Source organism: Pseudomonas sp. MF6747, from assembly GCF_963890955.1.
Lineage (GTDB): Bacteria > Pseudomonadota > Gammaproteobacteria > Pseudomonadales > Pseudomonadaceae > Aquipseudomonas.
Map to the genome: position 1 here is coordinate 68,928 of NZ_CAWPSZ010000008.1, position 19,839 is coordinate 88,766.

18 protein-coding genes and 5 pseudogenes are annotated in these 19,839 nt (G+C 61.7%); 14 read left to right on the forward strand and 9 right to left on the reverse strand.

Going from position 1 to position 19,839, the window contains the following annotated elements; genetic code table 11:
• Nucleotides 1-13: 13 nt before the first annotated feature.
• A complete protein-coding gene (locus AACW30_RS09785) occupies nucleotides 14-1,093 on the reverse strand; it encodes a patatin-like phospholipase family protein (protein WP_124416960.1) in 1,080 nt (359 codons plus the stop codon).
• Nucleotides 1,094-1,253: 160 nt separating this feature from the next.
• On the opposite strand from AACW30_RS09785, the gene AACW30_RS09790 reads away from it, so the two are divergent.
• Genes AACW30_RS09790 through AACW30_RS09805 form a run of 4 tightly spaced genes read left to right on the forward strand, consistent with a single transcriptional unit; the run spans nucleotide 1,254 to nucleotide 3,854 of the window.
• On the forward strand, nucleotides 1,254-1,556 hold the full coding sequence (locus tag AACW30_RS09790; protein ID WP_124416961.1) for a PepSY domain-containing protein: 303 nt from the start codon (nucleotides 1,254-1,256) through the stop codon (nucleotides 1,554-1,556).
• Entirely contained in the window at nucleotides 1,556-1,870 is a 315-nt protein-coding gene (locus AACW30_RS09795; RefSeq protein WP_106580082.1) for a PepSY domain-containing protein, read from the forward strand. The genes AACW30_RS09790 and AACW30_RS09795 overlap by 1 nt, the downstream gene beginning before the upstream one ends.
• Nucleotides 1,870-2,538, forward strand: coding sequence for a response regulator transcription factor (locus tag AACW30_RS09800; RefSeq protein WP_200624892.1), 669 nt, complete (start codon nucleotides 1,870-1,872; stop codon nucleotides 2,536-2,538). The genes AACW30_RS09795 and AACW30_RS09800 overlap by 1 nt, the downstream gene beginning before the upstream one ends.
• Nucleotides 2,535-3,854 carry a sensor histidine kinase gene (locus AACW30_RS09805; protein WP_200624893.1) on the forward strand — a complete coding sequence of 440 codons (1,320 nt, stop codon included), beginning with the start codon at nucleotides 2,535-2,537 and terminating at the stop codon, nucleotides 3,852-3,854. The genes AACW30_RS09800 and AACW30_RS09805 overlap by 4 nt, the downstream gene beginning before the upstream one ends.
• Nucleotides 3,855-4,001: 147 nt before the next feature.
• Here AACW30_RS09805 and AACW30_RS31515 read toward each other — a convergent pair whose 3' ends face one another.
• Nucleotides 4,002-4,757, reverse strand: a complete 756-nt coding sequence (locus AACW30_RS31515) for a methyl-accepting chemotaxis protein (RefSeq protein WP_370004744.1) — start codon at nucleotides 4,755-4,757, stop codon at nucleotides 4,002-4,004.
• Between the two features lie 102 nt (nucleotides 4,758-4,859).
• Nucleotides 4,860-6,149: pseudogene (locus tag AACW30_RS31520) on the reverse strand (HAMP domain-containing protein); the annotation flags it as partial.
• Nucleotides 6,150-6,394: 245 nt separating this feature from the next.
• Between AACW30_RS31520 and AACW30_RS09815 the strand changes: the two are divergent.
• The 6 genes and pseudogenes from AACW30_RS09815 (at nucleotide 6,395) to AACW30_RS09835 (ending at nucleotide 11,787) form a co-directional block, all read left to right on the forward strand.
• Nucleotides 6,395-7,714: a Na+/H+ antiporter family protein gene (locus tag AACW30_RS09815; RefSeq protein ID WP_164487975.1), complete on the forward strand. Its 1,320-nt coding sequence runs from the start codon at nucleotides 6,395-6,397 to the stop codon at nucleotides 7,712-7,714.
• Between the two features lie 102 nt (nucleotides 7,715-7,816).
• Nucleotides 7,817-8,638: pseudogene (locus AACW30_RS31525) on the forward strand (cache domain-containing protein); the annotation flags it as partial.
• Between the two features lie 102 nt (nucleotides 8,639-8,740).
• Nucleotides 8,741-9,496, forward strand: coding sequence for a methyl-accepting chemotaxis protein (locus AACW30_RS31530; protein WP_370004746.1), 756 nt, complete (start codon nucleotides 8,741-8,743; stop codon nucleotides 9,494-9,496).
• Nucleotides 9,497-9,599: 103 nt separating this feature from the next.
• Nucleotides 9,600-10,269: pseudogene (locus AACW30_RS09825) on the forward strand (RraA family protein).
• The gene (locus AACW30_RS09830; protein ID WP_200624895.1) at nucleotides 10,266-10,925 is read left to right on the forward strand and encodes an RraA family protein; all 660 of its coding nucleotides are present in this window, start codon (nucleotides 10,266-10,268) and stop codon (nucleotides 10,923-10,925) included. The pseudogene AACW30_RS09825 and the gene AACW30_RS09830 overlap by 4 nt, the downstream one beginning before the upstream one ends.
• A pseudogene (locus AACW30_RS09835) lies at nucleotides 10,922-11,787 on the forward strand (aminotransferase class I/II-fold pyridoxal phosphate-dependent enzyme). Before AACW30_RS09830 ends, AACW30_RS09835 begins: the two are co-directional and overlap by 4 nt.
• On the opposite strand, the gene trhP reads toward AACW30_RS09835, so the two are convergent.
• Nucleotides 11,784-13,097 (reverse strand): prephenate-dependent tRNA uridine(34) hydroxylase TrhP, encoded by a 1,314-nt coding sequence (trhP, locus tag AACW30_RS09840; RefSeq protein WP_200624896.1) that lies wholly within the window; start codon nucleotides 13,095-13,097, stop codon nucleotides 11,784-11,786. The pseudogene AACW30_RS09835 and the gene trhP overlap by 4 nt on opposite strands.
• 262 nt (nucleotides 13,098-13,359) lie before the next feature.
• Between trhP and AACW30_RS09845 the strand changes: the two are divergent.
• Nucleotides 13,360-13,818: pseudogene (locus tag AACW30_RS09845) on the forward strand (thioredoxin family protein); the annotation flags it as partial.
• Nucleotides 13,819-13,925: 107 nt separating this feature from the next.
• On the forward strand, nucleotides 13,926-14,993 hold the full coding sequence (locus AACW30_RS09850) for an AI-2E family transporter (RefSeq protein WP_106580092.1): 1,068 nt from the start codon (nucleotides 13,926-13,928) through the stop codon (nucleotides 14,991-14,993).
• Between the two features lie 19 nt (nucleotides 14,994-15,012).
• Here the strand turns inward: AACW30_RS09850 and AACW30_RS09855 are convergent, their stop codons facing one another.
• From AACW30_RS09855 to AACW30_RS09865, 3 genes are all read right to left on the reverse strand, one after another.
• Nucleotides 15,013-15,195, reverse strand: coding sequence for a hypothetical protein (locus AACW30_RS09855; protein WP_106580093.1), 183 nt, complete (start codon nucleotides 15,193-15,195; stop codon nucleotides 15,013-15,015).
• Between the two features lie 91 nt (nucleotides 15,196-15,286).
• A complete protein-coding gene (locus AACW30_RS09860; RefSeq protein ID WP_106580094.1) occupies nucleotides 15,287-15,481 on the reverse strand; it encodes a hypothetical protein in 195 nt (64 codons plus the stop codon).
• Nucleotides 15,482-15,715: 234 nt separating this feature from the next.
• A complete protein-coding gene (locus tag AACW30_RS09865) occupies nucleotides 15,716-16,069 on the reverse strand; it encodes a hypothetical protein (protein WP_053255424.1) in 354 nt (117 codons plus the stop codon).
• Between the two features lie 156 nt (nucleotides 16,070-16,225).
• On the opposite strand from AACW30_RS09865, the gene AACW30_RS09870 reads away from it, so the two are divergent.
• A complete protein-coding gene (locus AACW30_RS09870; protein ID WP_200624898.1) occupies nucleotides 16,226-17,044 on the forward strand; it encodes a shikimate 5-dehydrogenase in 819 nt (272 codons plus the stop codon).
• 120 nt (nucleotides 17,045-17,164) lie between these two features.
• On the opposite strand, the gene AACW30_RS09875 is transcribed toward AACW30_RS09870, so the two are convergent.
• Complete coding sequence (locus AACW30_RS09875) at nucleotides 17,165-17,815, reverse strand: YceH family protein (protein ID WP_200624899.1); 651 nt, start codon at nucleotides 17,813-17,815, stop codon at nucleotides 17,165-17,167.
• A gap of 125 nt (nucleotides 17,816-17,940) precedes the next feature.
• Between AACW30_RS09875 and AACW30_RS09880 the strand changes: the two genes are divergently transcribed.
• Nucleotides 17,941-18,450 (forward strand): DUF1993 domain-containing protein, encoded by a 510-nt coding sequence (locus tag AACW30_RS09880; protein ID WP_053255427.1) that lies wholly within the window; start codon nucleotides 17,941-17,943, stop codon nucleotides 18,448-18,450.
• A gap of 63 nt (nucleotides 18,451-18,513) precedes the next feature.
• On the opposite strand, the gene sstT is transcribed toward AACW30_RS09880, so the two are convergent.
• Nucleotides 18,514-19,734: a serine/threonine transporter SstT gene (gene sstT / locus AACW30_RS09885; RefSeq protein WP_200624900.1), complete on the reverse strand. Its 1,221-nt coding sequence runs from the start codon at nucleotides 19,732-19,734 to the stop codon at nucleotides 18,514-18,516.
• Between the last annotated feature and the right edge of the window lie 105 nt (nucleotides 19,735-19,839).

Sequence of the window (19,839 nt, forward strand, 5' to 3'; positions counted from 1 at the left end):
GCATACCGCTTGGTCATAGCGCCAGCAAGTGCTCGCCCAATGTGCCGTTATCTGCCAGTTCCAGGAACTCATCGCCTAACCGTCGGCTCTCGCTCATTGCGGTTTGCCAGTACTTGTTGCGGCTCGGGTCATCGCCCATGAAGCGCTTGAAGTCGCTGCGGTCCGGCAGCTTGCCGTGGGGCAGGCGGGCCAAGTAGTCCTTGGATGGGGCCAGCAACAATACGTCCTGCAAGCCCTGTTGATTACTGCGCCGCCACGGCAGGCCCTTGTCGAACCAGCCGGGGATGACCCGGTCGGTGAAGTGCGGGTACAGCACGATGTCATCGCCGTGGTAGGGCAGGTCGAGGTGATAGTCGAGCAGGCCGCCGTCGCGGTAAGTGCCGGCGCCCGCGCCGGGCAGGTCGCGTACGCCTTGCATCACCATGGGGATCGAGCCGGACGCCAGCAGTGCCTGGCGCAAGTTGCGCAGGTCCAGGTCGAGGAAGCGCGAAGGGAAGTCCTTCAGCGGATGCACCGGCGGCGCCTGGCGCGGGTCGTGGATGATCAGCCGTTCGAAGTGCCGCGCCAGCCGCGCACGGCCGCGCAGGTTGTCGGCAATGACCGACGACAGGCCCAGACCGAGCCGACCGCGATGGTCATCGGCGAGCAGGCCGTGGCTTTTGACCACCATGATGTTCAGGCGATAGTCGGGGTTGTCCAGCACCCGTGCATCACGGCCTGCGAGCAGGTCATCGAGCATGCGCTGGCAGCTGCGGCTGACCTCGGCCATGGTCACGCCCTTGGCAAAGCGTTGTTCGTTGTACAGGCGGCCAAGGTCGAGCAGGCCTTGCACCGGGTCGGGCAGGCAGGCGCTGGCAAACCGCCAGGAGCCGATGGAGGCGCCGATCAGCGCACGCTCGCGTGGGGCGCGCGGCAACCAGTCGCCGAACAAGGCCAGGTCCAGGCCCTGGATGCCCAATGCCTTGGGGCCGCCGGCCGCGCCGGGCAGGATACCGACATCCGCAGGTTTGAGGCCCTGTTCGCGAATGCGCGCAAAGGCGCGTTTACCGGCCTTGAGCGTCAACGCGGGAAATTTGATGTGGATGGCTGTCATACCAGTCTCTGTTCAAGCGAGCGGGGCAGTATAGGAAAACTCGCGGGTGATGGGTAAAAGAGGGCGATTGAAAAATGCCATGGTGGCAATTCAGTTTCAGTTAAGTTGCAACGGGTACGTTGGCCTGCGTAGGAAAAACATCCTGAAACGGAGATTTGCCATGAAGCGCCTCACAGCGCTGGTCGCCGCCGGTATCATCGCCTGCACCTCGGCACAGGCCTGGGCAGTGGACCCTGACAAACCACTGACATTGCCTGGCACTGTTACAATCGTCGCCTTTGATCAGCTGGAAGCCACGGCCCTGGCACTTCACCCAGGTTCGACCCTGCTGGACACCGACCTCGACGAGGCCTACGGCAAGTACTTGTACCAAGTCGAACTGGAAGATGCCGACGGCATCGAGTGGGAAGTCGAATTGGACGCGCTCAGCGGGCACGTGCTCAAGAATCATCAGGAAACGTAATGAAGGTATATCGACGCGCCAGTGGTTTGATGGTGCTGGTGCTCCTGGCTTTTTGTTCCAGCCTGGCGGCCCGCGACCTCAACCAGGATGAAGCTTTGGCACTGCGCCAGCAGGGCGTGATCCTGCCGCTCGAGCAACTGTTGCAGCAGGCCATGGCGCGCTACCCCGGCTCTCGGTTGTTGGAAGCCGAGCTTGAAAAAAAACACGGCCAATATGCTTATGAGGTGGAGCTGGTGACCACCGAAGGCGTGGTGCGCGAGATCAAGCTGGATGCGACCACCGGCGTGCTGCTCAAAGATAAGGAAGACGACTGATGCGCCTGCTTCTGGTGGAAGACAACGTTCCCTTGGCCGATGAACTGCTGGCCGGCCTGCAGCGCCAGGGCTATGCCGTCGACTGGCTGGCCGATGGGCGTGATGCCGCCTATCAGGGCCGCAGCGAACCCTATGACCTGATCATTCTCGACCTCGGTTTGCCCGGCCTGCCGGGGTTGGAGGTGTTGGCGCAATGGCGCGCAGCCGCCCTGGCCACGCCTGTGCTGGTTCTCACCGCGCGCGACTCCTGGGCCGAGCGCATCGAAGGGCTCAAGGCCGGTGCCGACGATTACCTGAGCAAACCCTTTCACCCCGAAGAACTGCACTTGCGTGTCCAGGCGTTGTTGCGCCGCTCCCATGGCCACGCCAACCAGCCCACCTTGCAAGCTGCCGGGTTGCACCTGGATGAAGGCCGCCAGTGTGTACTGCGCGACGGCGAAGAGATCCAGCTGACCGCCGCCGAATTCCGGCTGCTGCGCTACTTCATGCTGCACCCGGAACAGATCCTGTCGAAAAGCCACCTGGCCGAACATCTTTATGACGGCGAGACCGAGCGTGACTCCAACGTGCTGGAAGTTCACGTCAACCACCTGCGTCGCAAGCTGGGCCGCAGCGTGATTGAGACTCGGCGCGGCCAGGGTTACCGCTTTGGCGCCAGCCCTGCATGAGGTCGATTCAGCGGCGCCTGAGCCTGGGGCTGATCAGCGTGATGGTGATCGTCGGCGTGGTATTGGCGCAAACCAGCCTGTGGTTGTTCGAGGCCGGTTTGCAGCGCTATCTGGAAGCGGGCTTGCGCAACGACAGCGAAAACCTGCTGGTGGCGCTGGTGCGCGGCCCGAACGGGGTGCAACTGGATGAACAACGTTTGTCGCCGGCCTATCAGCGGCCGTTTTCCGGGCATTATTTCCGTATTGATTTTGCCGACATTCATTGGCGTTCCCGTTCGTTGTGGGACCAGGAATTGCCCCGGCTGCCGGAAGCCGGGCTCAAGGGCAACCTGCAACTGGGCCCGGAAGGCCAGCAACTGCTGGTGTTGCGCTCGGACTACAAGCGTTTTGGCCAGTCGATTTCCATCAGCGTGGCCCAGGACTACACGCCGGTGCGGGAAAGTTTCCGTCTGATGCGTCAGATCGGCCTGGTGATGGGCCTTGCGGCATTGCTGCTGGTGCTGATCCTGCAACGGGTCACGGTGCGCCGCGCCTTGCGCCCGCTGGAAACCGCCCGCGAACAGATCGCTCAACTGCAACAAGGCCAGCGCTCACAACTCGACACTCAAGTGCCGCTGGAACTGGAACCCCTGGTGGCGCAGATCAACCACCTGCTGGCTCACACCGAAGACAGCCTCAAGCGCTCGCGCAACGCGTTGGGCAACTTGGGGCATGCGCTGAAAACGCCGTTGGCCGTGCTCTTGAGCGTGGCCTCCAGTGAGCAGCTCAAGGCCCATCCCGAACTGGGCAAGCTTTTGCGCGACCAGCTGGAGCAAGTGCAGCAACGCCTGAATCGCGAACTCAACCGCGCGCGCCTTGCCGGCGAAACCCTGCCAGGTGCCTTGTTTGATTGCGAAAAAGAGCTGCCCGGCCTGCTGGCCACGCTGAACATGATCCACGGTGAACACCTGGATTTGAGTTACCACCTCACGCCCGGCCTGCAATTGCCCTGGGACCGTGAAGACTTGCTGGAGCTGTTGGGCAACCTGCTGGACAACGCCTGCAAATGGGCGGATGCGGAAATACGCTTGAGCATCAGCGAAACGCCGCACAGCTATTTGCTGGCCGTTGAAGATGACGGGCCGGGCATTCCGCAGAGTCAGCGCGACCAAGTGTTCAGCCGGGGTACGCGTCTGGATGAACAGATCGACGGCCATGGTTTGGGGCTGGGAATTGTGCGCGATATCGTCGAGGTGTGGGGCGGGGTGTTGCAGTTGCTGGAGAGTGAGTTGGGTGGCTTGAGGGTGCTAATCGAATTGCCCAAGCGCCAGGCCTGATACACCACAAAATATAAAAATGTGGGAGCGGGCTTGCTCGCGAAGACGGAGTGTCAGCCGACAAATTCGGCAACTGACACACTGCATTCGCGAGCAAGCCCGCTCTCAGATTGGACCTGCTCAAGGGTCAGAATCTGTGCAACTCACTCACACGCGAAACTGATCCATCAACCCCTGCTGCTGATTCGCCAGGCTGTTCAGCGCTTGGCTCACCCGCGCCGATTCATTCGCCTGCTCCGACAGCGACTCGGTCACATCGCGGATCGTCGCCACGTTGCTGTTGATCTCTTCGGCCACTGCGCTTTGTTCTTCGGCGGCGCTGGCGATTTGCAGGTTCATGTCGCTGATCACCGTGACCGCCTCGCCAATCTGGCGCAGGGCGGTGACCGCCTGGCCGACCTGCTCGACACTGCCCTGGGCCTGGCGATAGCTGTTGCCCATGGAGCCGACCACATCGGTGGTGCCGTTTTGCAGCAGTTCGATCACTACGCGGGTTTCTTCCACCGATTCCTGGGTGCGCCGTGCCAGGTTGCGTACTTCGTCGGCGACCACGGCAAATCCACGGCCGGCCTCACCCGCGCGGGCGGCTTCGATGGCGGCGTTGAGTGCCAGCAGGTTGGTTTGCTCGGCAATGCCTCGAATCACTTCCAGCACCGAACCGATTTTCTCGCTATTGGCCGCCAGGCCTTCGACCTGAGCCATGGCGGTGCTCATGTCCGCCGCCAAGTGCCCGATGTTGGTGGTGGTGCGGTCGATCACGGTCAAGCCCTCGCGGGTGGCCTGGTCGGCGTCGCGCGCGGCTTGTGCGGCTTGGGCGGCGCTGCGGGCCACGTCCTGGGCGGTGGCGCTCATTTCGTGGGAGGCGGTGGCCACCTGATCCACCTGGCGGTACTGCTGTTCCATGCCGGCGCTGGTCTCAGTGGCAATTGCGGCGGATTGGTCGGCCGTGCCGCGGGCGTCCTGCACTGAGCGTTTGACCTGGGCAATGATCGGTTGCAGTTTGTCGAGGAAGCGGTTGAACCAACCGGCCAGTTGGCCCAGTTCGTCCTGCTTGTCGTAGGCCAGGCGACGGGTCAGGTCGCCTTCGCCGCTGGCGATGTCTTCCAGCATGCGAGCCACGCCAAGGATGGGCCGGGTCACGCTGCGAGCCATCAGCCACACCAGTACCAGGCCGACCACGGCCGCGAGCAGGCCCAGGCTCAGTTCCAGCAGGGTGCCGCGCGTGTTATCGGCATCCAGTTGCGCCTTGAGCGCCTCGGCGGGGCCCACCAGGACTTTTTCCGGCACATCCAGCAACACACCCCACGGCTTGCCGCCGGGAATCGGTGCGAACGGCGCCAGTACCTTGAGTTGATGGTCGGTGCGCACGCTGCGGATCTGCGAGCTGGCCGCCAGTGCGTTGATCAATTGCGCGCCGCTGGCCGTGTCGACTTTATCCAGGCGCTGGCTGAGTTTGCTCGCATCCGGGCTGTAGCCGGCGAGCAAACCGGTGGGGCTGAGGATGCTGACTTGCGTCTGGCCGTCATACAGCTTCTGGCTGGCCTGTTGGCTCACGGCCTGCAAGCTGTTGAGGTTGATGTCCACCGACAGCGAGGCGATGACTTTGCCGTTGACCATCAGCGGAAACACGATGCTGGTCATCAGCACGTTTTGCCCGTCGATCACATAAAAGTACGGCTCGATCACGCAGGGTTTCAAGGTTATGCGCGGGCAGGTGAACCAGGCGTTGGCTTTCTCGCCGCTGGGCCCAATGCGGGTGTCGGACATGTCGCTTTCGGGCAGTGACATGGAGGTCAATTTGCCGGGCGTCGGTTGCGACCAGTACAGGGCAAAACGGCCTTTGTCGTTGCTGCCCAGTTCCGCCTGATTGGCGAACAGCTCATCCTTGCCGTCCAGCGCATTGGCTTCAAACACCAGCGACAACCCGAGCAGGTCCGGGTTGGCCTGGAGTGCGGCCTTGACCTGGCGGGTCAGGTCTTCGCGGGTGTCGAAGGCGTCGAGGAAGCGTTTTTCCGCCTGTTCGCGCAAAAACAGTACCTGACGGGCAAAACCATGGCCGTACTGGTAGGCGTCCATGAACTGCTGGCGAATGCCCAGCGCCTGCACTTCACCCTGGGCCTCGATGCGTGCCTGGGCGGACTCGTCGAGCATCTGCATGCTCGAGGCTTTGACCTGCTGCGAGCTGTGCTCCATGCGATACAGCGACAGACCCACCAGCAGGGTCACGATCCCCAGCAGGCACAGGCCGGCGAGCAGGGTGATTTTCCATTGAATGGAGAGCTGTCTGAGGAACATCGAGGAGCATCCTTAACCTGAAAACACAGAGAGTCAGGCTATCGGCCGCGTTTTGCCGTTCTTTATTATTTAAACGTTCAATTGAACGCTGAAAACGACGCCGTTTTTTGACATGCGCGCCCGCCTGCTGCAAAGTGCGCGCCCTCTAATAAGACCTCCTAAAGCCTGCACGCCGGCAGCCAACCCCATGGCCGCCCGGGCGCGGGCATGCCTGTTTTTTATGTTTCTGTCTTGAGGTAACCATGATTAACGCAGTCATCGCCGCGGTCGGCACCATGCTGGTGCTCAGCTTGTCCCGCGTGCATGTGGTCATCGCCATCATTGTCGGCGCCCTAGTGGGTGGCTTAACCGGTGGCCTGGGCATCGAGGCCACGCTCAAAGCCTTCAACGGCGGCTTGGGCGGCGGGGCGACCGTGGCGTTGTCCTACGCCTTACTCGGCGCTTTCGCGGTGGCGATTGCCAAGTCCGGTCTGGCCCATGCCCTGGCAGATAAGGCGCTGATGCTGGTCGATCGCCAGGAAGCCACGGGCGGCAGCCACGTCAAATGGTTGCTGATCGGTCTGCTGTGGGTCGTGGCAATTGCCTCGCAGAACATCCTGCCGATCCACATCGCGTTTATTCCGCTGCTGGTGCCGCCGCTTTTGTATGTGCTGACCAAGCTGCAATTGGACCGTCGCCTGATCGCCTGTGTGATGACCTTCGGCCTGATCACGCCGTACATGTTCCTGCCGGTGGGCTTCGGCAACATCTTCCTCAACCAGATCCTGCTGGCCAACGTGGCCAAGAGCGGCGTCGACATCAGCCAGGTCAACGTCACCCACGCCATGGGCTTGCCGGCGCTGGGCATGGTGGTTGGCCTGCTGGTGGCAGTGTTTGTCAGTTATCGCAAAAAGCGCGTGTACGACCTGGAAAAAATCGAGCGCGTCGAGCAAGTGGCCGTGCAGTACAACCCGCTGACCCTGCTGGTGGCCGGGCTGGCGATTGCCTCGGCGTTCATCATTCAACTGTGGCTGGACTCGATGATCATTGGCGCCCTGGCCGGGTTCCTGATCTTTTCGGTGTCGGGCATCGTGCGCTGGCGCGAAACCGACGACCTGTTCACCGAAGGCATGAAGATGATGGCGATGATCGGCTTCATCATGATCGCTTCCTCGGGGTTTGCCGAAGTGCTCAAGGCCACGGGTGACGTGCGTTCGTTGGTAGAAACCTCGGCGGCATTCATCGGCCATAGCCGTGGCGTGGGCGCGCTGCTGATGTTGCTGGTGGGGCTGCTGGTGACCATGGGCATTGGCTCGTCGTTTTCCACGGTGCCGATCCTCGCCGCGATTTTTGTGCCGCTGTGTGTGCAACTGGGTTTCAGCCCGTTGGCGATTGTGTGCATCGTCGGCACCGCAGGCGCCCTGGGCGACGCCGGCTCACCGGCGTCGGACTCGACCCTCGGCCCGACCTCCGGCCTGAACATCGACGGCCAGCACCACCATATCTGGGACACCGTGGTGCCGACGTTCCTGCACTACAACATCCCGTTGCTGGCATTCGGCTGGCTCGCTGCGATGACCCTTTAATGATTTGAAACACCTCCCGCGCCACAGGTAACGAGTGGCCTACAGATCCGTTGCAGTTGGCCGATAGCCTCTCCAAGTCGCCACTAATAAGAGAGAAAAGCCATGCGTCTGAGTCTGAAGGCCAAAGTCCTGTCCCTCGCCGTAGTGCCGGTATTGCTGTTTGCCGTGGTCATCAGCCTGACCACCGTGTGGATCCTCCAGGGCCAGGCACGCAACGAGGTGGATGAAACCCGCCAGCGCCTGCTCAACGACGCCAAGGCCACCCTGCAAAGTTACGTCGAGGTGGCCATGACCACCATCAAACCGCTCTACGACGCTGCCGCCCCTGGCGACACCGCCGCGCGGGCCGAGGTGGTCAAGTTGCTGTCCAACACCCACTACGGCAAGGACGGCTACTTCTTCGGCTACGACTCCGAGACCATCCGCCTGTTCAAGGGCAACAGCCCCGACGGCGTGGGCAAGAGCTTCAAGGACAACCGCGACCCCAACGGCGTCTACGTCAACCGCGACCTGGTCAAGGTCGGCAAGGACGGCACCCACTACCTGCAATACAGCTCGACCCAACCGGGGCAGACCGAGTTGGTGCCCAAGCTTGGCTACACCGAATACCTGCCCAAGTGGGACATGGTGATTGGCACCTCGGTCAACCTCGACGGCATCGAAGCCCAGGTGGCGGTGGTTGAGGCCAAGGTGGAGAAACGCATGGAAGGCGTGCTGCTGAGCATCCTCGGTGTGGCCGTGGTGGTGTTGCTGGTGATTGCCGCCGTGGGCATGGTGACCGCCAATACCATCCTGCGGCCGTTGAACTTGATGAAAGCCAACCTCGACGATATCGCGGCGGGCGAGGGCGACTTGACCCGCCGCCTGGCCATCACCAGCCAGGATGAACTGGGCGATCTGGCGGGTGCGTTCAACCGCTTTGTCGACAAGATCCACGGCCTGGTGCGGCAGATCACCGAGATGACCTCGCAACTCACCGGGTTGGTCGGGCAGGTGTCCGAGCAAGCCCAGCGCTCGGAAACCGCGATGGAGCGCCAACGTCACGAAACGGACCAAGTGGCCACCGCCATTAATCAGATGTCCTCCGCCGCCCATGAAGTCGCGCGCAGCGCCCAGGGCGCCGCCGTCGCCGCGCAACAGACCGACGCCGAGGGCCAGGCCGCCAAGCGCGTGGTGGACGGCAGCATCGCGCAGATTCATGCGCTGGTGAATGACATCCGCAGCAGTGGCGTGTCCCTCGACAGCCTGCAACAGGACGTGTCGTCGATTGTCAGCGTGCTGGGGGTGATCCGTTCGATCGCCGAACAGACCAACCTGCTGGCGCTCAACGCCGCCATCGAAGCCGCGCGAGCAGGCGAGGCCGGCCGTGGTTTTGCGGTAGTGGCCGATGAAGTGCGAGCGTTGGCCAGCCGCACTCAAACCAGCACCCAGGAAATCCAGGGCATGATCGACCGCCTGCAAAAAGGCACCGAAGCCGCCGTGGACGCGATGCGCCGTTCCAGCGATGCCGGCGACGGCACCTCGGCCCAGGCCAACCAGGCCGGCGCCTCACTGGACACCATGGCGCAACTGATCGGCACCATCAACTCGATGAACGCGCAGATCGCCAGCGCCGCCGAAGAGCAAACTGCCGTGGCCGAAGAGATCAACCGCAGCGTGCATCAGATCGCCGTGGCGGTGGACAGTGTGGCCGATGAAACCCAACTGGGCGCCCAGACCTCTCGCAGCCTGGCGGATTTGGGCCAGCGCCTGGGGCAGTTGGTGGGTCAGTTCAGGATCTGATCTTTCATAGGTTTAACCTATGTTTAACTAACGTACATACGAATATAGCGCTCACCGCCCCTCGGTAAGACTTGAGCCCCAACCACAACAGGGGCTCACCTCAATGCCGCACCCCGACCCGCTTCAGCGCTTGGCTGAACTCGACACCAACACGGTTTCCGACGCACTGGATGTCCTGCAACTGCCCGGCGCCGTGGTGGGCATCCGGCCGTTGTGGGATTGCCCCACGGTGGTCGGCCGCGCCAGCACGGTCAAGCTGGCGCCCAAGACCGACGCCGCTCCCGGCGTGCACCTGGATTTCCCCGGTGATCGACGCCATTACCGGCGATGACCGCGTGCTGGTCATCGCCGGAGGCATCGACGGCGTTTCGTGCTGGGGCGACATCATTGCCAATGCCGCCGTGGCCAAGAATATTCGCGGTGCGGTGATCGACGGGTTCAGCCGGGATATCGACGGCAGCGCCTCGATTCGATTCCCGATGTACGGCCGTGGCGTGACCATGGTCAGTGCGCGAAACCGCGTGGTGCAGGTGGGCGCTGGCGTGACGATCAGCGTCGGTGGCGTCGATGTGTCGGAAAACGACTTCGTCATTGCCGACCGCTGCGGCAGCGTTTTCATCCCCGCCGCAGTGATTGAACAGGTACTGGACTTGGGCGAGCGCATCGCCGCCCGTGAAGCCGGCATGGTCGACGCAGTACGCAGCGGCCGTTCGGTGGCCGATGTGATGCACGACAGCCAATTCGACGCCATCCGTGTGGAGCCCGCCCAATGAATGACCAACAGCTGGTCGCGCTTTTTGAAGGGCTCGACACGCCCGGCGTCTCGGATGCCATGGATAAACTCGGCATTTGCGGCCAATGCCTGGGCATCGCACCGCTGGATAACTACCGTGGCATTGTCGTCGGCCCAGCCTTTACCGTGCAGTACGTGCCAGCCGCCACACCGCCGGGTTCGGTAGGTGACTTCATCGAAGACGTGCGGCCAGGAGACGTGGTGGTGCTGGCCAACGCCGGTCGCACCGACTGCACCGTGTGGGGCGACATCATGACCCAATACGCCGGCAGTCGCGGGGTTGCCGCCACGGTGATCGATGGCGTGTGCCGGGACGTCAGCAAAGCGTTGGGCGATGGTTATCCGATGTTCACCAGAGGCCGCTACATGCGTACCGGTAAGGACCGCGTGCAAGTGGCGTCGGTAAACCAGCCGGTGGCCATCGGCGGTGCCCGTGTGTGTGCCCGGGACATCGTGGTGGCCGATGCGAATGGCGTGCTCGTGGTGCCCCGCGACCGTGCCGAAGCCGTGGCGCGCACCGCGCGGCAGATTGAACACGCGGAGTCGCAGATTCGGGCGCAGCTCGAGGCCGGCAAGACCCTCAAGCAAGCGCGCGAAGCCCTGGGTTATCACCAGTTGCAGAGGAAAGACTCGTGACCCTCGAACGTCTGAACACGCGCCTGGCTCACGCCCAGCCGTCTGCAACCTACCGCATCATCGACCGCGTCGCCGCCCGCCGCGCCGAAGGGGCGAAGATTATTTCGCTGTGCGCCGGCGAGCCGGATTTCGACACCCCGGAACACATCCGCCAGGCCGGTATCGACGCGATCCGCAATGGCCACACGCGCTACACCCAAGTGGCCGGTGTGCGTGCCTTGCGTGAAGCGGTCGCGCAAAAATTCCGCCGTGAAAATGGCCTGGCTGTCACCTGGCAGGACACGATCGTCAGCAGTGGCGGCAAGCACGTGATCTACAACGCACTCGCCGCCACGTTGAACGACGGGGATGAAGTGATCGTGCCCGCGCCTTACTGGGTCAGCTACCCGGAAATGGTCGAGCTATGCGGCGGCACTGCCAGGATTGTGCCGTGCAGCGGCGAGGACGGGTTCAAGTTGACGCCAGCGGCGCTGGACGCGGCGATCAACCCCGCGACGCGCTGGCTGCCTTGAGCGGGCCGCAGGCGTTTATCCAGCAGTCGCGGGCCGTGTTTGAGCGTCGGCGGGACCTGGTTGTGTCCTTTCTAAACAACACGCCGGGCCTGGAATGCGCGCGCCCGTGCGGCGCGTTTTACGCGTTTGCCTCCTGCGCCGGTTTGCTGGGGCGCACCACGCCTGCCGGCAAGCGGCTGCAAACCGACGAAGACGTGGCGCATGCCTTGCTCGATGAAGCCAACGTGGCCGTCGTGCACGGCAGCGCATTCGGCCTGGCGCCGTACCTGCGCATCGCTTACGCCCTGGACGATGACGCGTTGCAGCAGGCGTGCGAGGCCATCCGCCGGTTCTGCGCGGCGACGCGTTAGAGGTCGCGCATCAGCAGGCCGAAGCGCAGGTCCATTGCGGCCGGGAGCGGCACATACACGGTGTGCCCGTCGCCCGGCGCGACCTCAATGGCGTCACCCTTGGCGTTGTGCAGCACGGCCAGGTCGAAGTGAAAATTCCCGGCGGGCGTCATCAATTCCAGATGATTGCCCACGGCAAAGCGGTTCTTCACCTTGACCTCGGCCAGCTCCCCACGGCGCTCGCCGGTCAACTCCCCGACAAACTGCTGACGTTGCGACACCGAGCTGCCGTGCTGGTAATTCTGGTACTCGTCATGCACGTGGCGGCGCAGGAAACCTTCGGTGTAGCCGCGCTGGGCGAGTGATTCCAAATCGCTCATCAGCCTGCGGTCGAAAGCGCGCCCGGTCACCGCATCGTCGATGGCCTGGCGATACACCTGGGTGGTGCGTGCGCAGTAGAAGTGCGATTTGGTGCGGCCTTCAATCTTCAGCGAATGCACGCCCATGTAGGTCAGGCGCTCGACGTGCTGCACCGCGCGCAGGTCTTTGGCGTTCATGATGTACGTGCCGTGTTCATCCTCGAACGCGGGCATTTGCTCATCCGGGCGATTGGCTTCCTGCAGCAGGAACACTTGATCGGTCGGCGCGCCGATGCCCAGGGTTGGCTGACACGTTTGGACGATGTCGCCCATGGCGTTTTCCACCGCCGGCGTGGCCTGATACTTCCAGCGACACGCGTTGGTGCAGGTGCCTTGGTTGGCATCGCGCTTGTTCAGGTAGCCCGACAGCAGGCAGCGTCCGGAATAGGCCATGCACAGGGCGCCGTGCACGAACACTTCCAGTTCCATGGTCGGCACGTGTTGGCGGATTTCCTCGATCTCTTCCAGTGACAGCTCGCGCGACAGAATCACCCGGCCGATGCCTTGTTGCTGCCAGAACTCGACGCTGGCCCAGTTCACCGTGTTGGCCTGCACCGACAGGTGGATGGGCATCTGCGGAAAATGGCGGCGCACCAGCATGATCAGCCCCGGATCGGACATGATCAGCGCATCCGGGCCCATGTCGATCACTGGCGCCAGGTCCTTTAGGAAGGTTTTCAGCTTGGCGTTGTGCGGCGCGATGTTCACCACCACGTAGAAACGTTTGCCCTGCGCGTGGGCTTCCTGGATACCGAGCGCCAGGTTGGCGTGGTCAAATTCATTGTTGCGTACACGCAGGCTGTAACGCGGCTGGCCGGCGTAGACTGCATCGGCGCCGTAGGCGAAGGCGTAGCGCATGTTTTTCAGGGTGCCGGCGGGGGCGAGCAGTTCGGGGGCGATGACAGATGGCATGGGTTTGCGTCGCAAAAGGTCGCGAGGGTAGTGGAGCTTGATCTCGGATTTATTGATCCAGATCGCCCTTTGTTGATTTTGTATCGTGGTGTATCGGCAGGCGGGTTTCGACATAGGCGCGATACGTCGGCGGTTTCCAATGGGGCATCCCCCTCGCCACAAGGTAATTGCCATGCGACTTATCTCGGTGCTGTTCGCCGGCCTGCTGTTAGCCTTTGCCCTGGTGTCCAACCAGGTGGCCAGCCGAGAGACCCAAACCACCCAGGGTGCGATGCCCTCACTGGCGGGCGCGGTCGAGTGGCTCAACTCGCCACCGCTGAGCACCGACGCGCTCAAAGGCAAAGTGGTGCTGGTTGATTTCTGGACCTACGATTGCGTCAATTGCCGCCGCGCACTTCCCTATGTGCAAGCCTGGGCCAGGCGGTACGAACAAGACGGGCTGGTGGTTATCGGCGTGCACACCCCGGAATACGTCTACGAGCACATCATCGGCAATGTCAGGGACCAGGTGCGCAAACTCGGTATCACTTACCCGGTGGCCGTCGACAACAACTACGCGATCTGGCGCAGTTTCGATAACCAGTACTGGCCCGCCCATTACCTGATCGACGCCAAGGGGCAGGTGCGTTACAGCCACTTCGGCGAAGGCCGCTATGACGCTCAGGAGCAGATGATTCAGACGCTGTTGAGCGAGGCAAAGGCGCAGGCTTCCGGGCAATAAGTGATGCGGTCTATGCTTGTGCGATAAACGATGGCACTCCCAGCATTCGCAGCGGACTAAGCATCAGGGCCTGCACAGGGCCTTGGCTTTTCTGACATGGACCGGACATGAATCAAACCAACCTGCAATTCAAAACCCTGTTGTTGCTGCTGGCCCTGGTGACCATCGCCTTTATCTGGATATTGCTGCCGTTTTACGGCGCGGTGTTCTGGGCGGTGATCCTCGGCATTATCTTTGCCCCGATGCAGCGGCGCCTGCAACAGCGGTTCGGCTGGAACCGCAACCTCACGTCCCTGGCGACGCTGACGGTGTGCCTGATCATTGCGATTTTGCCGGTGATCATTACCAGTGTGCTGCTGGTGCAAGAGGGCGCGACCCTGTACAAAAATATTGAAAGCGGCAAGTTGGACGTGGCGGGGTATATCGAGCAATTCAAGAATGTCCTGCCGCCATACTTCCAGCACCTGCTGGACCGCTTTGGCATGGGCAACCTGGAAGGCCTGCGGGAAAAGATCGTCAAGAGTGCAATGCAGGGCAGCCAATTCTTTGCGACCCAGGCGTTCAGCTTTGGCCAGGGCACGTTTGATTTCCTGGTGAGCTTTTTCATCATGCTGTATCTGCTGTTTTTTCTGCTGCGCGACGGTCCGGAACTGGTGCGCAAAGTGCGCACGGCGGTGCCGTTGGCCGAGCCGCAAAAGCGCCGTTTGCAGCTCAAGTTCAATCGCGTGGTGCGGGCCACGGTCAAAGGCAACGTGCTGGTGGCCGTCACTCAAGGCGCGCTGGGCGGTTTGATTTTCTGGTTTCTGGATATCCCCAGCGCGTTGCTCTGGGCGGTGTTGATGGCGTTTCTGTCGCTGCTGCCTGCCGTGGGCGCGGGGATTGTGTGGGGCCCGGTGGCCATCTATTTCCTGTTGAGCGGTTCGATCTGGCAGGGCGTGGTGCTGGCGGTGTTCGGCGTATTCGTGATCGGCTTGGTGGACAACGTACTGCGCCCGATCCTGGTGGGCAAGGACACCAAGATGCCGGATTACCTGATCCTGATCTCGACCCTGGGCGGGCTGTCGGTGTTTGGCCTGAACGGGTTTGTGATCGGGCCGCTGGTGGCGGCGTTGTTTATGTCGAGCTGGGCGCTGTTTGTCGAAAGCAAACCGCGGGTCAAGCTGCCGCTGCCTTAGCGGTTACAGAAGGCGAGCTTCAGGCGTGCAGTCTGAAGCTCGACGCTTGTTGAAGCTGCTTTTCGGCGGCCGATAACGACGTAAGTGGGCCGCTGATGGGCTCGCCATCGCGTACCAAATACCAGCAAGCCAGCAGCCCCAGCTTGCGAAGAGGGGCGGGAACGGCGCTGCCGATAACGGACATGATCTGAACAGTGGGCATAGAGGCCTCCAATTGCTATGGAGGCCACCTTACGGCGCTGCGGGCCGAAGGAAAAATCAACCGGCTCGATAGTCGTCATCAACACAAGACGTCAATCCACCACTTGATCAAGCATGATCACCACTTCCTGCTCACTGAGCAGCCCCTTGTGCACCAGGTTTTGCGCCAATAACGCCAGGAACTTCGCGCTGCGATGGCCTTCAAGGTGCTTGAGCTCTGTGAGTGCACTGTAGACCTTACTGGACGTGCACAGGCCGGCGGTGCGGTGCGGGTTTTGCGTGGGCATGGTCAGTCGTCCTTAATTGTTATTGGCTGGACAGAATCAATAGTGAGAGGGTTTCGTGACACAAACATGACAGCGCAAGCCTCGTTCGAGCAAGTAGACATTAGCCATAATCATGTGCGATTACGCCTCGAGCATTGTCCTCACAGCGACCTTTGCAGGGTAAATCCGGACCTTTGAGGCAAAAAAAAGGCCCCGCGGGTAAGCGGGGCCTGATCCTGTGATGTCAATTGCGTGTTACCAGCCGCGGCCGTAATAGCCATGGGGAGGGCCGTAGTAACCACGTGGTGGGCCGTAGTAAACCGGCGCCGGGCGATAATAAACCTGCTGTTGCACATACACCGGTGGTGGCGGCGCGTAGTAGACCGGAGGAGGCGCGGCATATACCGGTTGCGGCTGAACGTAGACCGGTTGCTGCACGTAAACCGGCTGGGATTGGCTGGCAACCACCGAGCCGACAACGGCTGCGCCGACTAAAGCACCCAACACGGCCGGGCCACCCCAACCACCACCGTGGGCGGAGGCTTGGCCTGCCATAGCGAGTGCGCCGATAAGCAAGGCGATTTTGGGGATTTTACGAATCATGGTCATTCCTCGGTTAGCCCCTGCGCTTGTGGTCTGCAATCAATAGACTCAAGGATTGTCGCGGGGATACTTTTAAGACAACGTATTTCTGAAAAACAGCACAGCCGATAGGTAAAGGTTGTGTAAGGTCTGTACCCAATTGCTTACTCAAAGGAGTTTTCCATGCAGATGCACCCCAACAAGGACACCCAGCTGTGTATGTCATTGTCGGCGCGCCCCGGGAATTTTGGCTTGCGTTTCCATAACCATCTGTATGAACAGTTGGGTCTGAACTTCTACTATAAAGCCTTCAGCAGCCAGGATTTACCCAGCGCGATCGGCGGTATACGCGCACTGGGCGTTCGCGGTTGCGGCGTTTCCATGCCATTCAAGGAAGCCAGCATTGCCTTGGTCGATGAGCTGGACGACTCGGTCAAGGCCATTGCCTCCCTCAACACCATCGTCAACACCAACGGCCATCTCAAGGCCTACAACACCGACTACATCGCCGTCGAGCAACTGCTGAAAAAGCACGCGGTACCGAAGCAATCCACCTTTGCCCTGCGCGGCAGCGGCGGAATGGCCAAGGCCGTGGCCAGTGCCTTGCGCGACGGTGGTTACGCCCATGGCGTGATTGTGGCGCGTAACGAAGCGGCCGGTCGGGCCTTGGCGCACAGCCTGGGCTACGAATGGCAGGCAGAGCTGGGGGACTTGCGCCCGCAGATGTTGGTCAACGTGACACCGATCGGCATGACCGGTGGGGCAGAGGCGGATCAACTGGCGTTTGAAGCAGAAGCTGTGGATGCCGCCGATACCGTCTTCGATGTCGTGGCGATTCCCGCCGAAACGCCGCTGATCGTGCGCGGGCGGGCCAAAGGCAAGCGAGTGATTACCGGGCTCGAAGTGATCGCGATCCAGGCGTTGGAGCAATTTGTGCTGTACACCGGCGTTCGGCCAACGGATGAACAGTTTCAGGCCGCAGTGGCCTTCGCCCGAAATTAACGCCTGCGCAGATCCAAATGTGGGAGCGGGCTTGCTCGCGAATACGGTGTGTCAGTCGACGAATGTGCCTACTGAACCACCGACTTCGCGAGCAAGCCCGCTCCCACATTGTTGATCGAGTTATGCCTGTTCCAGGTGTGCCAGGCGTTCTTCAAGCGCTGCGATTCGGGACTCAAGCTCTTCGATACGATCCAGAGAAACCGCCCCCGTCGACCGCTCCACCGGATTCCCCCGTGCCGCCAGAATCACCTCGATATCCGCCTGGTCCCCCAGCGCATGGGTATAACGGTCTTCGCGCTGCCCGGCCTGACGCGGCACCAGCACCGCCAGCCCGCGCGCGATCAAACGCTCCAGCTGGTGTACGACTTGCTCGGCGTCTTCAAAATCATGCATGCGCCCGCTGCGAGTCAGCAGTTCATTGACCGTCTGTGGCCCGCGCAGAAACAGCAGCCCGATCAGGATCACCTGGGCCGGCACCAGCTCCAGCGCCTTGTCCACGCGATGTTCCCAGCGGTCGGCGCGGCTCCCCATCACCAGGCGGGTAAAACCCTGGCCTTCCAGCGCGCGCAGGCTTTGGCCGACCTGGCCCTGGCTGAGGTTCGTCACCGGTTCGCGGCTGGTCTTCTGGTTGCACGCCAGCACCAGGGCGTTAAGGGTCAGCGGGTAGGTTTCCGGATTGGTCGCCTGTTTCTCGATCAGGCAGCCCAGGATGCGGATTTCCGTGCTGTTCAGGCGCGGCTCAGGGGTCTCGGTGTCGTGCTCGGCGGTCATCGCGCTTTCCCTATGCAGTGAATCCACTAGCCTAATCCTGAAAAAATAAAAGACAAGCGGCACGCGCGGCTGGCATGTCTATAATCGCCGCTGGTTCCAAACCCTGCCATTACCGTGAGACTCTCATGACTATTTCCCTGTACGCCGCCTCCATCCCGGTCTTCAAGCAAATGCTCAACGCCCTGAGCGATGTGCTGAACAAAGCCGAAGCCCACGCCACCGCCAAGAACATCGAGCCAAACGCCTTGCTGCAGGCGCGTCTGTTTCCGGACATGTTCCAGCTGGTGCGCCAGGTCCAGATCGCTGTCGACTTCGCCAAAGGCGTTTCCGCGCGCCTGGCCGAGATCGAAGTGCCGAAGTACGAAGACAGCGAAGTGACCTTCGCCGACCTGCAAGCACTGATCGCCAAGGTGCTGGCATTTGTCGACACCATCAAGCCTGAGCAAATCGACGGCAAGGAAGGCATCGAGATCATCACCCGCCCAGGCACGCCGAAAGAAAAGCGCTTCAGCGGCCAGTCCTACCTGCTGACCTACGGCCTGCCGCAGTTCTTCTTCCACGTCACTACCGCTTACGCTCTGCTGCGTCACAACGGTGTGGAAGTGGGCAAGCGTGATTACATGGGCGCTTTCTAAGCCCATAAAAAAAGCCCGGGGTTGTTCTTGATCGAACGCCCCGGGCTTTTTCATGCCTGACGGTTAAGCCAATTGCTCATCCTTGCCCAGGCACGCCGCAGCAGTAAACAGCACATCGGTGGACGAGTTGAGCGCGGTTTCCGCCGAATCCTGCAGCACGCCGATGATGAAACCGACGGCCACCACCTGCATGGCGACTTCGCTGGGAATACCAAACAGGCTGCACGCCAGTGGAATCAACAGCAGCGAGCCACCGGCCACACCCGACGCCCCACACGCACAGATCGCCGCGACTACGCTGAGCAGCACGGCGGTCGGCAGGTCGACGGCAATGCCGAGGGTATGAACCGCTGCGAGTGTCAGCACGGTGATGGTGATGGCCGCACCGGCCATATTGATGGTGGCGCCCAGCGGAATTGACACCGAGTAGGTGTCTTCATGCAGGCCCAGGCGTTTGCTCAGCGCCAGGTTCACCGGAATATTCGCCGCCGAACTGCGGGTGAAGAAAGCGGTGATGCCGCTCTCACGCAGGCACATCAGCACCAGCGGGTACGGGTTGCGGCGCAGTTTCCAGAACACGATGGCCGGGTTGACCACCAGCGCCACGAACAGCATGCAGCCGACCAGCACCATCAGCAGGTGAACGTAGCCGAGCAGGGCGCCGAAGCCGGAAGTGGCCAGGGTTGAGGCCACCAGGCCAAAGATGCCAAGCGGTGCGAAGCGAATCACCATGCGCACGATCAGTGTCACGCCGTTGGACAAATCCTCCAGCACGGTGCGGGTGGTTTCACCCGCGTGACGAATCGCGATGCCCATGCCGATGGCCCAGGCCAAAATGCCGATGAAGTTGGCGTTCATCAGTGCGCTGACCGGGTTATCCACCACACTGAGCAACAGGCTTTGCAGCACCTCGCCGATGCCGCCGGGCGCACTGACGCTGGCATCGTGGGTGGCGAGCACCAGCATCGAGGGGAACAACGTGCTGGCAATCACTGCGACCACGGCGGCAGCGAACGTGCCCAGCAGGTACAGAAACAGGATCGGCTTGATATGGGTTTCCTGGCCGTGTTTATGACTGGCAATCGATGCCATCACCAACACGAAGACCAGAATCGGCGCCACGGCCTTGAGCGCGGCGACAAACACCTTGCCGATAAAACCGGTGGCCTTGGCCGCCTCTGGCGCGAACAACGCGAGAAGGATGCCGGCGACCAGGCCGAGGATGATTTGCGTGACCAGGCTGACGCGAGCCAGTCGTTGCAGGAGGGAAGGGGCAGCAGTCATAAACACATGTCTCTATTTTTTTGAAGGCACAGCGGCGCACGCATAACGGGCTGTAGGGCGCGGGGCGCGGAGTCTAGCACGCTGTACAAAGTGTTCCGTGCGATG

What these genes read in the sequence shown, in the direction of transcription:
- AACW30_RS09860 (WP_106580094.1), bottom strand. Translation starts at nt 15,481, where the DNA reads ATGCCCACGCAAAACCCGCACCGCACCGCCGGCCTGTGCACGTCCAGT.
- AACW30_RS09805 (WP_200624893.1), top strand. Translation starts at nt 2,535, where the DNA reads ATGAGGTCGATTCAGCGGCGCCTGAGCCTGGGGCTGATCAGCGTGATG.
- AACW30_RS31515 (WP_370004744.1), bottom strand. Translation starts at nt 4,757, where the DNA reads ATGGAACAGCAGTACCGCCAGGTGGATCAGGTGGCCACCGCCTCCCAC.
- AACW30_RS09790 (WP_124416961.1), top strand. Translation starts at nt 1,254, where the DNA reads ATGAAGCGCCTCACAGCGCTGGTCGCCGCCGGTATCATCGCCTGCACC.
- AACW30_RS09875 (WP_200624899.1), bottom strand. Translation starts at nt 17,815, where the DNA reads ATGACCGCCGAGCACGACACCGAGACCCCTGAGCCGCGCCTGAACAGC.
- AACW30_RS09880 (WP_053255427.1), top strand. Translation starts at nt 17,941, where the DNA reads ATGACTATTTCCCTGTACGCCGCCTCCATCCCGGTCTTCAAGCAAATG.
- AACW30_RS09850 (WP_106580092.1), top strand. Translation starts at nt 13,926, where the DNA reads ATGAATCAAACCAACCTGCAATTCAAAACCCTGTTGTTGCTGCTGGCC.
- AACW30_RS09855 (WP_106580093.1), bottom strand. Translation starts at nt 15,195, where the DNA reads ATGCCCACTGTTCAGATCATGTCCGTTATCGGCAGCGCCGTTCCCGCC.
- trhP (WP_200624896.1), bottom strand. Translation starts at nt 13,097, where the DNA reads ATGCCATCTGTCATCGCCCCCGAACTGCTCGCCCCCGCCGGCACCCTG.
- AACW30_RS09795 (WP_106580082.1), top strand. Translation starts at nt 1,556, where the DNA reads ATGAAGGTATATCGACGCGCCAGTGGTTTGATGGTGCTGGTGCTCCTG.
- AACW30_RS09830 (WP_200624895.1), top strand. Translation starts at nt 10,266, where the DNA reads ATGAATGACCAACAGCTGGTCGCGCTTTTTGAAGGGCTCGACACGCCC.
- AACW30_RS09870 (WP_200624898.1), top strand. Translation starts at nt 16,226, where the DNA reads ATGCAGATGCACCCCAACAAGGACACCCAGCTGTGTATGTCATTGTCG.
- AACW30_RS09865 (WP_053255424.1), bottom strand. Translation starts at nt 16,069, where the DNA reads ATGACCATGATTCGTAAAATCCCCAAAATCGCCTTGCTTATCGGCGCA.
- AACW30_RS09800 (WP_200624892.1), top strand. Translation starts at nt 1,870, where the DNA reads ATGCGCCTGCTTCTGGTGGAAGACAACGTTCCCTTGGCCGATGAACTG.
- sstT (WP_200624900.1), bottom strand. Translation starts at nt 19,734, where the DNA reads ATGACTGCTGCCCCTTCCCTCCTGCAACGACTGGCTCGCGTCAGCCTG.
- AACW30_RS09785 (WP_124416960.1), bottom strand. Translation starts at nt 1,093, where the DNA reads ATGACAGCCATCCACATCAAATTTCCCGCGTTGACGCTCAAGGCCGGT.
- AACW30_RS31530 (WP_370004746.1), top strand. Translation starts at nt 8,741, where the DNA reads ATGGAGCGCCAACGTCACGAAACGGACCAAGTGGCCACCGCCATTAAT.